Source organism: Bdellovibrio bacteriovorus, from assembly GCF_001592755.1.
GTDB classification, from domain to species: domain Bacteria; phylum Bdellovibrionota; class Bdellovibrionia; order Bdellovibrionales; family Bdellovibrionaceae; genus Bdellovibrio; species Bdellovibrio bacteriovorus_E.
Window position 1 is genome coordinate 52,635 of record NZ_LUKF01000002.1, and the last position, 13,608, is coordinate 66,242.

At 46.1% G+C, this 13,608-nt stretch carries 10 protein-coding genes; 8 read left to right on the plus strand and 2 right to left on the minus strand.

Features of this window, described 5'->3' with window-relative positions; genetic code table 11:
* Nucleotides 1-30: 30 nt before the first annotated feature.
* The 5 genes from AZI85_RS03080 (at nucleotide 31) to AZI85_RS03100 (ending at nucleotide 9,441) form a co-directional block, all read left to right on the plus strand.
* Complete coding sequence (locus AZI85_RS03080; protein WP_253720810.1) at nucleotides 31-846, plus strand: tetratricopeptide repeat protein; 816 nt, start codon at nucleotides 31-33, stop codon at nucleotides 844-846.
* A 141-nt stretch (nucleotides 847-987) separates the two neighbouring features.
* Nucleotides 988-1,554 carry an elongation factor P gene (gene efp, locus AZI85_RS03085; RefSeq protein ID WP_063242711.1) on the plus strand — a complete coding sequence of 189 codons (567 nt, stop codon included), beginning with the start codon at nucleotides 988-990 and terminating at the stop codon, nucleotides 1,552-1,554.
* A 77-nt stretch (nucleotides 1,555-1,631) separates the two neighbouring features.
* Nucleotides 1,632-2,681, plus strand: a complete 1,050-nt coding sequence (locus AZI85_RS03090) for a hypothetical protein (RefSeq protein ID WP_063242712.1) — start codon at nucleotides 1,632-1,634, stop codon at nucleotides 2,679-2,681.
* Entirely contained in the window at nucleotides 2,678-6,643 is a 3,966-nt protein-coding gene (locus tag AZI85_RS03095) for a translocation/assembly module TamB domain-containing protein (RefSeq protein WP_063242713.1), read from the plus strand. Before AZI85_RS03090 ends, AZI85_RS03095 begins: the two co-directional genes overlap by 4 nt.
* Complete coding sequence (locus AZI85_RS03100; protein ID WP_081110893.1) at nucleotides 6,643-9,441, plus strand: POTRA domain-containing protein; 2,799 nt, start codon at nucleotides 6,643-6,645, stop codon at nucleotides 9,439-9,441. Before AZI85_RS03095 ends, AZI85_RS03100 begins: the two co-directional genes overlap by 1 nt.
* On the opposite strand, the gene AZI85_RS03105 is transcribed toward AZI85_RS03100, so the two are convergent.
* Both AZI85_RS03105 and AZI85_RS03110 read right to left on the minus strand, forming a co-directional pair.
* Nucleotides 9,438-10,145, minus strand: a complete 708-nt coding sequence (locus AZI85_RS03105; RefSeq protein ID WP_063242714.1) for a hypothetical protein — start codon at nucleotides 10,143-10,145, stop codon at nucleotides 9,438-9,440. The genes AZI85_RS03100 and AZI85_RS03105 overlap by 4 nt on opposite strands.
* Nucleotides 10,146-10,190: 45 nt before the next feature.
* The gene (locus AZI85_RS03110) at nucleotides 10,191-10,469 is read right to left on the minus strand and encodes a helix-turn-helix domain-containing protein (protein ID WP_063204459.1); all 279 of its coding nucleotides are present in this window, start codon (nucleotides 10,467-10,469) and stop codon (nucleotides 10,191-10,193) included.
* A gap of 186 nt (nucleotides 10,470-10,655) precedes the next feature.
* Between AZI85_RS03110 and AZI85_RS03115 the strand changes: the two genes are divergently transcribed.
* The 3 genes from AZI85_RS03115 to AZI85_RS03125 all read left to right on the plus strand — a co-directional run bounded on the left by AZI85_RS03115 (nucleotide 10,656) and on the right by AZI85_RS03125 (nucleotide 13,564).
* The gene (locus AZI85_RS03115; RefSeq protein ID WP_063242715.1) at nucleotides 10,656-11,432 is read left to right on the plus strand and encodes an acyl-[acyl-carrier-protein] thioesterase; all 777 of its coding nucleotides are present in this window, start codon (nucleotides 10,656-10,658) and stop codon (nucleotides 11,430-11,432) included.
* Nucleotides 11,429-11,962, plus strand: a complete 534-nt coding sequence (locus tag AZI85_RS03120) for a DOMON-like domain-containing protein (RefSeq protein WP_063242716.1) — start codon at nucleotides 11,429-11,431, stop codon at nucleotides 11,960-11,962. Before AZI85_RS03115 ends, AZI85_RS03120 begins: the two co-directional genes overlap by 4 nt.
* A 93-nt stretch (nucleotides 11,963-12,055) precedes the next feature.
* Nucleotides 12,056-13,564 (plus strand): MmgE/PrpD family protein, encoded by a 1,509-nt coding sequence (locus tag AZI85_RS03125; protein WP_063242717.1) that lies wholly within the window; start codon nucleotides 12,056-12,058, stop codon nucleotides 13,562-13,564.
* Nucleotides 13,565-13,608 lie beyond the last annotated feature (44 nt).

Below are 13,608 nucleotides of genomic sequence, written 5' to 3' on the forward strand. Positions count from 1 at the left end.
TTAATTTTTTGCGAATTGGATCGAGCATTGATGAAAATAGATGCAAGCACCATTGAAAAGTACCAGCAGATTCTTGAGAAAGATCCGAATTCTCAGGTTTTCGCTCCGCTGGCGGAAGCTTATCGCGAAATGGGTCTTCTTCCTGAAGCCAAAAAAACTGTGACTGCCGGCGTTCAACGCCACCCGCAATTTGTCGGCGGCCTTGTCACGTACACCAAAGTCATGCGCGATCTTGGAGAGCTGAACAAGGCCCTGGATGCGGCAAAGCGCGCGACGTCACTTTCTCCTGAAAATATTTTGGCGCATCAGCTTTTGGCTGAAGTTCAACTAGCCAGCAAAAATCCGAAGGAAGCTCTTAAAGCTTTCAAGATGGTTTTATTCTTAAATCCAAATTCGAAGTCAGCACAAAAAGCCGTGCAAAAATTAGAATCTTTGACTGCGGACGAATACGACGAAGAAGTTTTTGCGATGACAAAGCTTCCGGAAGTTCGCTTGAATGAAGCTCCTCCGCCTGTCGCAAAAAAGGAAGAGGCTTTGATTGCAAAACCTCTGACGCCGGCATCACCAAGCAAAGCCATGGAACGCATGCTTTCTTTGATTGATGCCTTTATTGTGCGCAATGATCTGGAAAAAGCTCATGCTCTTTTAAAAGACACGCGCGTGGAGTTTGGTGATCATCCGGAAATTCAAAGACGAATGAAGACTCTTCAAGTTCGTTATAATGATTCTGACGAAGCAACTCCTTTAAGACCTTTGATGCCGCGAGAACAACTCGTGCGCGAGCGTAAGCTGGAAGTTCTTCAAATGATGCTTCGCAAAATTGAAGAGTATCGCCTGCAGACTTAGCACTCACAACACCATGACGCACAAAGACCTCCACGCTGGAAAATGGCGATAGACTCGTTTTCCAAAGGAGTGACTGTTGACCAAATACAGGCACTTAGGAGAATATGGCCCCTCTGCATTTACAATTTAAAAGGATCAAACATGTACGAAACGTCCGATTTTAAAAAAGGTCTTAAAATCATGATCGAGGGCAAGCCCTACGTAGTCGTTGATTTCCAACACGTTAAACCAGGAAAAGGAAATCAGTTCACACGCACGAAACTGCGTAACATGCTGACGGGCCAAAACTTGGAATCTACTTTCAAGTCTGGTGAAAAGTTCGAAGTACCGAACGTTGAAAACAAAGAGATGACTTTCCTTTACAAAGACGACTCTGGTTACAACTTCATGTCTCCTGAATCTTATGAACAAATCGCGATGTCTGAAGAAGACTTGGGCGAATCTAAGTACTACCTGACTGAAAACTTGAAAGTCGTTATCTTGTTCTACAACGAAAAAGCTGTTGCTTGTGACGTACCAAAAGCCGTGAACTTGATGGTCGCGAAAGCGGATCCAGGCATTAAAGGTGACCGCGTTACTGGCGCGACGAAGCCTGCTATCATGGAAACAGGCCTTTCTGTGAACGTTCCATTGCACATCAATGAAGGCGATGTTCTTCGTATTGATACCGCTTCTGGCGAATACGTAGAGCGTGTCACTCAAAAATAGCTAACGCCTAGTATTAAGTCTCCGCAACCACTCGTTTTTATCGCAAAATAAGAGGGATTCGGTCGCGGAGGCTATTCTTGTCCACATACGTTGAACTTGAAATTCAAAATTTGCTTAATGAAGGCACTGACCTTCAACAAGCTTCCGAACGTCTGATTCAAAATTTAGAGTCCTCTTCTGAAGGCCTCACCCTTGATAACGTCACGGCCTTAGCAAAGTTTTTAATTCACGCTGAGCAGCCTCACTTGTTGATCGAATTTATTTTGCGTTACATCGACAATGAATCTTTTCCGATCCCTTGGCCTTACTTCTTGGAAGCCTTAGGTGCCGTCAGTGCGGAGCTTGACGAAAAAACTATCAAAGCTTTGTTAGAAGGAATTGCTGAAGACGGCGCGGAATCCGAAGCGGGCCGTTCCTTGGCGTTAAAAGATCTGATTCCTGAATTAGGTGAATGGCGTGGGAATCGAAAATACCAGATTCACAAAGACTACCTGAACAACAAGCGACAGCTATTAGATCAATTGATCACGTTGCGCACGCAACAGCTTTACGAACAAGAAAAACATCTTCTACAGCGTTTGCAAAAACTTTATCCCGGCGATGCTGACATCCGCAGTGAAGTGAATGAGCACAAGCAGCGTTACGCTCTTGAGATTTTACAACGTCGCACGCCGAAAGCTCGCACCGTCAAACCGGAAGATTTTTCTCCCAAAGATCCTGAAGTTGAAAAAGCCATGAGTGCCTTAATGCAAAGTCTGCATGAGCACGCGGCACAAAATCCTGATATGGCTTTTGATTTTGCCGTGGCGGCTTTCATGATGGAAAATTACGAAGCTTCATTGTCGTTATTGGGTTTGAGTGAAGAATCCGACTCGCTTCTTTGGTTCCGATTGGAAGTGTTGTTGAAGTGCCGTCGCTTTGTCGAACTATTGAATGAACTTTCTCAGACCGAAATTATTTTTGCACACGAACCAGAAACTTTTTTTGCGACGGCCTATTTACGCGCGCAAGCTCTTTGGGGACTTGGACAGAAACACACCGCTATTGAAGTGATGGAAGGCTTGCTTGCTTCTCGCCCCCACTATCGCGCTGCCAGCGCTCTGCTGAGTATCTGGAGTGGTCAGTGAAAAGAGCGTTTTGGATTTTAATCACGCCCTTAGCAGGCTTTCTGGTTTTGTGGTTGATCGGCTCGATGCTGATCGCACCTAAACTTGAAGCTTGGGCGTTGGATAAAATTCAAACTTATTCAGACTCTTCTTTGCCGGTAAAAATCCGCGCGGAAAAATTGCAGCTAAAACTTTTTAAGCCCTCTTTGGCATTGGAAGGCATTGATGTCGAAGCTAAAGGAGAGCTCGCCGAAGCGTTGAAACCTATTCGCGTGAGCAGTGTTCGGGTTTTCATCGACTTCTTTCACCTGCTCAGTGGTCGTGTGACTTTGTCGGCCGTCGTTGTGGATTCTCCCGATGTGGAGATCAACATCGATCCTTTTTTGAAAAGTGACGGTCCTCCGAAAGAACTTCCCCTCGACGCTTTATTTAATCAACTGGATCAACTGCCGCTGAATCGCCTGTTTATTCAGAACCTGCATCTGAAAGTCACTTCGAAAGATTTAAAACTGAATGGTGAAATTCAAAGTGGCGATCTTCTGGCTACGAACATGGGTAAACACCTGACGGCCAAAGCCAATGTCCCACAACTGAATTTAAATCTTGAAAAGATCGGAAGCTTCCAAGGGTCTTTGGACACTCATCTTTATCTGACAAGACAAAGTCTGCGCATTATTCAAATGGGTGTGCGCCTGGATCAATCCGAAGTTTTGCTTCGTGGTGAACTCACGCAATTTCATCGCGTCACGATCAAACCTTCAGGTCTTTTGGATGTCTCTGCCCGTCTGCACTTAAGTGACCTCTACACCGAACTTCAGAAAATCCGTCCGGACTTGAAACTGCCGACCTTCAGTGGCGAAGTGAACCTGGATGCAGAAGCCCGCTTCAACGGCCTCGAGGACGTGCGCGGCAAAGCGGATATTAAAACTCGCGCATTGACGGTTGATAAATTTGAGTTGGGCGATGCGCGCATCCAAGGTGAATACCGCGATAAAAAAATCAGTCTTTCTGAAATTCGCGTGCAACACCCTGCCGGCGAAGCCGTGATGACAAACACACAGATGTCGATAGGTCAAAACTTTGACTTTAAGACTCACGTCGCTGTTCACGACCTGGATCTGCAAAAACTTTTTATCAGCTTGAATCTGAATAACGTCCCGGTCGGTGTCGGTATTCAAGGTGATCTGCCTTGCGAAGGACACATTCAACCAAGCTTCGAGTTCACGTGTTCAAATGCTTCCTTAAAAGCGGAGCAACTATGGGTGCGATCCTCGTTAGCGCCTAAGGCCACAGCGATCTTAGACATCAATACGATGAGTGCTCAAGGACAAGTGAAAGTCACCACAGAGGCCGTGACATATGCCGCTGGGGTTTCTATTGGTGATAGCACCGGCCAAAGTGATGGTGTGATTGATTTTGCCAAAGGTTTTAAAATCAATTTTAAAACAGACAAACTTGATTTTAAAAATGTGAAGAACTTGGCGAACCTGAAAATGGAAGGTTCTGCCAGCATGGAAGGCTCAACATCCGGAGATTCTAACGCCGCGATCTTTGACATGAAGGTCAATGCTCGCGAATTCACCTTTGAAGATTTTTATTTAGGAAATTTGATTTCGAACTTAAAGTACCGCGGGGGGCGCCTGATTTTCGAAGACGTCGCAGGCGCGATTCGTAAAACTCAGTACTTGGGTGATCTGGAAGTGAATTTAGATAAAAACACTTTAACAGGTGACTTCAGTATTCCAACGGCAGAGCTTCCCGACGTTGCCGCCGTTTTCACTCGTATTTATAAATTCCCGGTCGATGTTCAAGGTCAAGGCTCTGCGAAAGCATCTGTGCGCGGTCCCTTAAACTTCTGGAAGATGAACTATGAACTGCAGTCGGCTTTTAAAAATGTGAGCATTGGACCTGAGACTTTTGATTCTTTGAATTTCAATGTCACAGCTCGTGATGGCAATATCAACGCGGATAAGGTCACGTTACAAAGAGCGGGATCGATTGTTCTTGTTCAAGGCGGAATCAGCTCGTCGCAAGTTTTAAACCTCAATGCCGATGGAAAAAACTTTAAACTTGAAGAATCCGACACCATCAGCAAAATCAACTCGAGCATCGCGGGGAATCTGAACTTCGCGGCCGAATTAACCGGACCCGTTAAAAACCCGCAGGTCTTAGTCAAAGGAGCCGTGACTGACTCCTTCTTCGAAGATCAGGAAATTCCGAATTCTAATTTCATCGTGCGTTTGAATTTAGACACGATCTTTACTCAACTCAGCCTTTTTGGTGGCAAGGTTCAAGGGGAATTCCAACTGCCGTTTGAAAAGGGCCGCGCGCCTTTAATGGTGAAAATGCAGACACGAGAGTGGAACTACTCCACTCTTCTTGGGTTGGTTGGTGGAGCTAACCTTGCCAGTGAGTACACGTCATCTCTGACCTCGACGGTGGATCTGCGCTCTGAAAGTGGTGATATCTTTAAATCCTCGGGCAAAGTTCATATCGACAACTTAGAGCTTCGCCGCGGCACTTTGAGTTTAAAAAATCCTCAACCCATTGATATCGTGACCGACAACGGTGTGGCCTCGATTAGAAACTTCCGATTGGAAGGGCCCAATACGGATATGGCCATTCGTGGCGAAAACTTTACGGCGCAAAATTTAAATATCGCTGTAAATATGAATTCAGATCTTCGTCTTTTACACATCTTCATGCCCTTTCTTGAAGACTTGGGCGGACCGATCAAGCTTTCGACGAATCTGACGGGTTCCGTGACCAAACCCCAAATCATGGGAACACTGAATGCTCATAATACCTATATCAAAATCAAAGGTTTCCCTCACCCGCTAGAGCGTCTGAATGTCGACGTGGTGTTTTCACAAAGTCGTGTGATGGTGAACTCGATCCGCGGAAATATTGCGGGCGGTACGCTGACTGGCGATGGTGGTATCTTAATCAACGAGATCAAAGATATTCCAACCACAATCCGCTTGCGTTTAGACAACGTCACCTTAAACGTTCCTGAAAAAGTTCGCACCAATGGAAATGCGGAACTTGTTTTCTCGGGCCGTTGGTTTCCGTTCACATTGTCTGGAACTTACACGGTGAACAGTGCGCTCGTAGAAAAAGAATTCACCGAGGACTCTGGCGGTGTTGCGGGTGTAAAACAAAGTCTTTATCTTCCCAAAGTAATTCGCGAAAGCCGCTTTGAACCGGTGTTGCTCGATATCAACATTCTTATGAATCGCAACATCATCGTGAAGAACTCTCTTTTAGATGGCGCGGTCAGTGGAAACCTGCAAGTTAAAGGACCCCCGACAAATCCAGTGCTTTTAGGACGCATCAACGCCGAAAAGAATTCAAAACTGATCTTTAAAGACAAAATCTTTCTTATTCAAAGTGGAACTATTGATTTCACAGATCCTGATGAGATCAACCCGAGTCTTTATATTTCTGCGGAATCGCGTATTAACGAATACGACATCACGTTGTTAGCGCAAGGTACGGCGAAGAACCTGACGATTCACTTAAACAGTATTCCGCCTCTTCAAGAACAAGACATCATTTCTCTGATTGCGTTGGGCGTAACCACGTCCGCCATGGATCAGAACGTTCAATCGCGTGAACAGGCACAGCAGTTAGGCGCAGAAATTGGTGGCGCGGTGTTAGCAAAACCGATTAACAAAACAATTGAAGCCACGGGCTTTAGCTTAGCGGTGACTTCAGAATACGACTCCACTCGCAATATCAGCGTGCCTAAGATCACTCTTAGCCGCAGCCTTTCGACCCGCGTGAAAGTTTCAGGCAGCCGTCCGGTCGGAGACTCGCAATCCTATGACTTAAAACTTGAATACCTCATCAACAGCAACTTCACCGCCGTCGGCTCTTTTGAAAGCCGCGGGAATGAGGATGATACCACCTTGCAAACAACGCAGCCGGCAAGCCAAAGTATTTTCGGTCTGGATCTAGAGTTCAAAAGGGAGTTTAAATAATGCTTCCTGCAAAGACTCTCTTGTCTCTTTTAGTCTTAATTCTTCTATGTACGTCGTCCCTAGCTCAAGCTAAGAAAAATCTTCGCTATGACACGCTTCCGGCCGAGGTTCAATCCGATCTGGTTAAAAGATTCCCGCAGATTGAAAAAGAGGCCCTGAATTTAGAACAACTCGACGAAGTGATTCGTTATCTTCAGTTGAAGCCCGAGTTTGAAAACGTTCGGATTTTAGATGATGGCAACGGCTCCCCTTACCGTCTGGATTTTCAGCGCACCCGAATTATTTCAAAAGTCTCGATTGATGGAATTTCAAATATTTCTGAAAGCGAGGCTGGAAGCACTTTTGGTGTGAAAGCCGGTGACGTCTTTGATCAACAGAATCTGATTGAAGGCGCGGAAAAGATTCGTCAGCTTTATGCCGAGCGTGGCTACCTAAATGCGGTGGTCGATATCGCGATGCCACCAGAAGGTGCCGACCAAGTTGGTGTTGAAATCAAAGTCACTGAAAACAAACAGACGCGCGTACGAAATATTCTTATTCAAAGTTCGAATGAAGCACTCAATCGTGAGCTTTCAAAACATCTTAAAGGCTTTCATAAAGATCCTTTTACCGATGCGACTTTAAATGAGATTCAAAAAGACGCCAGAGACTATTTGAAAGAAAAGCGTTATGTGCGCGCAGATCTCAGCGGACCGACTACGGATTTTAGTTCGGATGAGTCTGAAGTTTCTTTGATTTATCGGGTGGAAAAAACCGAGCGCTATACATTTGAGTATGAAGGTGTTCGTCTTTTAGGGACTCGCGAAATTGAAAAAGCCTTGGACCTGGATAACTACTATTCAGCAAGTCCCACCATTGGTTCGGAGCTCGCGCAAAAGATTCGCAACTATTATCTCTCTAAAGGGCATGCCCGTGCGGAAGTGCGTGCGGAAGAACATGAAGGCCGTGATCCTCTTCATCGTCGTATCGTCTTTAAAATCGATGAAGGTCCGCAGATTAAGATTCAAGCCGTAAATATCACGGGACGTATTAGCAAGCGCCCAAGATACTATGTGAATTTCATTGAAGAGCACAGTTCTAAAGTCGTCGACAAGGGTCTTTATAATAAGGAAGATTTCGACACCGGTGTACAGAATCTGATTTTGGAGTTGCAAAACAATGGTTACTTGCAAGCCAAACTGATCTCGACTCGCACACAATACAACCGAGAACGCGACGCCGTCACTTTGCATGTCAACTTAGATGAAGGACCACTGACTCAGATTGAAGAAGTGGATTTTAGCGGGAATAAAGACTTCTCTGACGAGGAACTTGTCGGCGTCACCGGCTTAAAGCCCGGAGCTTTACGCTTAGGACAAATTGAAACCGCCATTGCTCGCCTGAAAGAGTTTTATCACGACCGCGGTTATATTGAGATGCTGCTGTTAAATGAAAAGCAGGATCTGGTGACTTACGACGAAACGAACACCAAGGCCTCTTTGCATTTTAAAATTTTAGAAGGCCCGCAAGTCCGTGTGGCCTCCATTGTTCTTGAAGGCAACACCTTTACGAAAGACTACGTTCTGTTAAAAGAACTGGAGTTTGCTGAAGGCGATCTGGTCACACCTTATAAGGTCCAAGAATCTGTCGCCCGCTTGCAAAGAACAGGTTTTTTTGGCACCGTCGACATCCGCACTTTGGAAGAAAAAACCAATGTTGCCAACCGCACCGTGGTTGTCAAAGTCACCGAGCGTGATCCAGGTCTTTTGACCTTTGGGGCCGGCGCCACGAATGAACGAAAACTGACTTTACGTGGATATGCTGGGGTCGCTTATCGCAACATCATGGGCACCGGTCGTGGAGCTTCGTTGCGCTTAGAGGGTAACTACAACATCGCAGATCTGAAGTACCTTGAGCACAAAGTGGTCTTCGGATATCTGGAGCCTTATCTTTTCGGAACGCGTTTACGCGGTCGTATTAACATCACTCGCTCTACCACAGTGACAGACTATGAAATCCATCAGGCTTCTGAAGTGAACTCGACGACTTATTCTGTCGAAAAAGACTTCACGTCTCACGTCCTAGGTGTTTGGGATATCTGGTCCTTGGCAACAATCCGCGACTTCGGTATCGACGACGTCTACCCGTTCCCTGAAGATGAACAGAACATCGCGACGACGGGACCTACTCTTGATTTAGATTTCCGTGACAATCCTTTCAACCCGACAAAAGGAAATTTCACGCGTTGGAATGCCGAGTATTCAGCCCCTTTCATGGGCAGCACAGGCACCATAGAATACTGGAAGACGACCTTAAGCTTCACTCACTATGCCTCTGTTTTTGAATTGCAAAAGCAACCTGTTGTTTGGGCGAATCAAGTGCGTGGTGGTTATATCAAAAATCTTAGCACGCGTGATGATGGCGGAGTCCCCTGGGATAAAAAAGGTTTTACTCTTGGAGGCCAATCCACCATTCGCGGTTATGAAGCCGGAACCCAAGAAGTCTTCCCGAACCGTGAGGACTTGGGACTTTCTGAAAGTGAAAAGACGTACTATTTAAAAACGGAAGCCGTCATGTATCTGGTCAAATCAGAAGTGCGTTTCCCCGTTTATGGAAACTTGGGTGGCGCCGTATTTTACGACGGCGGTTACGTGAAGATTCAAGATTTGAGTTTTGAAGATTACTATCGTGACTCTGCAGGATTCGGTATCCGCTACAACACTCCAGTAGGTCCTTTAAGTCTGGAATGGGCGTGGAAACTGGATGCGCGCCCTAGCGAAGAGCCTTGGCGCTTCCATCTATCCATCGGGACTTTCTAATTTAAAATGGGCTTGCAACGGGCAACAACCAGATAGGCATCGGTTTTGCCCTCTTTCAAAAGTGGCAATGCGTACAACACGCGAACGCTGACGGCCAACCTTTCCAAAGAAGCTTTTTCAATCAGAAGATGCTCTTCCACGTCGATTTCCATGCTTTTCTTTTCGCCTGTAATAATCGAGGTCAATGTGGTGACAAGCTTAGCCGTCACCTGCGGATCCCGCTCATACAAGTGAATCCAGGGACGCGTATAAATATCCTCAACTGTGTAGCTAGCGTATTGGAAATAACTGAAAGTTCTAAAAAGTTGGATGTTGGCCAGATTATAGATTTCGGTCAGGTACTCGTCTTGAATCAACTCCAAAACTTTTGCATCGTACTGGTAACCGTAAAACTCCAAGGCCTTCCTTACAAATAGTGAGGCATCCTTGATTTTGCCGCCCGCTTCGTGAACGGAATCGCAAATCTTGATGTAGTTTTCAAGATTTTCAACCGCACTTTGCTGCTCAGCTTCAGAAAGCTGACGGAAGTACGGCAAAGAATCCTGGCTGTAAGGGCGAATCACGAAGCCCTCTTGTTCAATAAGCTCACATAATTCTTCACTAAGAACTTTGAATTTGGCGATGGTGGTAGATGACGCTTGTAATGAATCCATACAGAACGAACCAGAATCTATCGTAAACGACTTTAAAAGAAAAGACCCCATGCGCGGGGTCTTTTTATCACTAACAAAACTTTAAAAAAAGAATTCTTAGCGCGCTTTGCTGCCCGCGAATTTGCGGCGTAGATCTTGAGTAACCTCTTGAATAGTTGCATTCAAAGTCACTTCGAAAAGATCGTCAGCAGACACTTTGTAAAGCTCGCCCAATTTTTTAAGAGCGTTGATTGGTGGGTGAGAAACACCACGTTCCCAGTTCGAGATAAATTGAGGAGTAGAGTATCCCAATTTATCTGCCACATCTCTTTGAGAAAGCCCTGCCGATACACGTTTTTGTTTTAGAAAGTCTGCAAGCATATTTTTTTGTCTCATGTGATTTCCACCTAGCGATAGGATTAGCTTAAACACAAAGGATATACTGTGACAAGTATATTTAGTCCGTAAACAAATACAGTATACATTGTTTGGAGTAAATTACTTGGTGTTTTTTTACAAAATCTTCCTTTGAGATCAAAGTAATTTCATGTTTTCATTTCCATCGACGAATAGGAAATAGCCGTGACAGACAAGACGCAACATAGCCTCTGGACAGAAAAGTACCACATTACAAGTTTGCTAGTGAACCCCTTGGGTCGCTTGGGACTTTATGGCGCCCTCAATTTATTGCAAGAGACCGCGTGGATGCACGCCGAAAATTTAGGCTTCGGCATGAACGATATGGAAAAAGAGGGCATGTTCTGGGTTCTCACTCGTCAGTGTTTAACGATGAAAAAATGGCCTCATTTTGGCGAGAACATCCGCGTGCAAACCTGGCTGCGCCCGCCGGAGGGAGCCTTTGTTTCCCGTGAGTTCGCCTTTATCAATGAACAAGATGAAGAAATCGGTCTTTGCACGACAAGTTGGCTGGCCTTGGATCGTCAGACGAAAAAGATTCTTCCCTCTCAAAATCTGCGAGATTGGAACGCCCTCACCCACTCTCGTGCAACCGGCTTAACGGCCGAAAAAATTCCTGTGGCCGGAGAATACCAGAAGCTGGCTAAATACCGCGTGCGCAATTCTGACTTGGATATTAATCAGCACGTCAACAACACCAAATACGCTCAGTGGATTCTGGATGCGATCCCCTATGATCTGCATAGAACTCTTTTATTAAAGTCCTATTCCGTCAACTTTCTGGCTGAAACTCACTTGGGTGACGAAGTTCAAATCGACGTCAGTTGCAGCTCGCCCACGGCGGAAACGGCCTCACAAGGAAGCACCGCCTATCGCGGCGTTCGTATCGGCGATGGTAAAATCTTATTTACGGCTCTTTTAGATTGGGAGAAACGCGCGTGAAAAAATTGGTGCCTTTTGCCGCCACGGCGCAGACAAAGCTTTTTAATGTCGAGGCCGAAGTTGAAGCTGTTAGTCAGGACGCTCACCTTCTGGTTTTTGAAATTCATGGCCCCGTTGAAAGAATTCTTTGGCCCGCTCCCTCGGTGATTGAATCTCGCCAGGATGAATTATGGAAGACCACGTGCTTGGAAGCCTTTCTTGCCAAAGGCAATGCTCCGACCGACGCGTACCTAGAGATCAACTGTTCGCCCAATGGCAACTGGAATGCTTATAAGTTTAGCAGCTACCGGGAAGGTATGACGACCGCGGCTGACGTGTCCGTACGCCTTCAAGAGCGCAGTGGAGAGACCCAACGCGTGCGTTTTCAAATCGAAATCAAAGGATTTGACGCCGCCGAGGCGACCTTTCATGGTCTCACCGCGGTGATTGAGTTTGCGGACGGAGAAAAAAGCTATTGGTCGCTGAAGCACGCTGACGCGAACCCGAATTTCCACGACAAACGAGGCTGGGAAAGCGCCACGACGCGCTGAATGAATCTCTTGTCCCCAGTCTGATTCTTGACCCTTTCTGACGGCCAAGTTAGCTTGAACCGTTTTTGATTTTCTAATCCAGAAAGGGACTTTATGAAAAAACATTCCGTACGTGTTTATCCGTCTAAAGAAAAGTTGGATCGCAAAGATCAACTTGCTTGGAAAATTGCAGAAATCGCTTCTGACAATGCTCCGATCAAAGCTGACGTTGTAGACATGGTTATCAACCGTATCATCGACAATGCCTCTGTAGCTATTGCTGCTGCCAACCGCCGCCCTGTTGCTTCTGCACGTGCGATGGCGATTGCGCATCCTCGTAATGGTGGCGCGACTGTATTCGGTATGCCGAATGATCAAAAATTTGACTGTGAATGGGCCGCTTGGGCTAATGGAACTGCGGTTCGTGAATTGGATTTCCATGATACTTACCTAGCGGCGGACTACTCTCACCCTGGTGACAACATTCCTGCTATTTTGGCAGTAGCTCAACAGATGGGTAAAAATGGTAAAGAGCTTTTGAAAGGTATCGTGACTGGTTATGAAGTCCACGTTGATCTAGTAAAAGCCATCTGCCTTCACAAACATAAAAAAGACCATATTGCTCACTTGTGCCCGGCTCAAGCTGCAGGTATCGGTACTTTGTTGTCTCTTCCAACAGAAACTATTTTCCAAGCAGTTCAACAAGCGGTTCACGTGTCTTTCACGACTCGTCAATCTCGTAAAGGTGAAATCTCTTCTTGGAAAGCTTACGCTCCAGCGCACGCAGGTAAATTGGCCGTTGAAGCCGTGGACCGCGTTATGCGTGGTGAAGGCGCTCCTTCTCCGATTTACGAGGGTGAAGATTCTGTGATCGCTTACATGCTTGATGGTAAAGATGGAAAATACGAAGTTCCACTTCCAGAACCAGGCGAAGAAAAACGCGCGATCCTTGAGACGTACACGAAAGAGCACTCTGCAGAGTACCAATCTCAAGCATTGATCGACTTGGCTCGCAAAATGAAGCCGATGATCAAAAACTTCGATGACATTCAATCTATCGTGATCCACACGTCTCACCACACGCACTACGTGATCGGTACGGGCGCGAACGATCCACAAAAAATGGATCCAAATGCTTCTCGCGAAACTCTTGATCACTCGATCATGTACATCTTCGCTGTGGCTCTTCAGGACGGCACTTGGCACCACGTTAATTCGTACGCTCCAGAGCGCGCGAAACGTGCTGACACTGTGGCATTGTGGCACAAAATTTCTACTGTCGAAGACAAACAATGGACTGCTTGGTACCACGAGACAGATCCAGATAAAAAACGCTTCGGCGGCCGCGTAGAAATCACAATGAAAGATGGTTCTAAAATCGTTGATGAATTGGGTGTAGCTGATGCGCATCCGGCGGGTGCTCGTCCATTCAAACGCGCGGACTATATCCGTAAGTTTGACACTTTGACTGAAGGGATCATCACTAAGGCTGAGAGAGATCGTTTCATTGGTCTTTGTGAGCGTCTTGAGTCTTTGACTGCTGATGAGGTTCAACAGTTGAATGTTCAGATTCCTATCGACAAGCTTGTTAACAACAAACGCGATAATAAAGGGATCTTCTAGATCGAAGGTCTTGGTGCGAGGAGCGGAGGGAAAGCCTTTAGAGG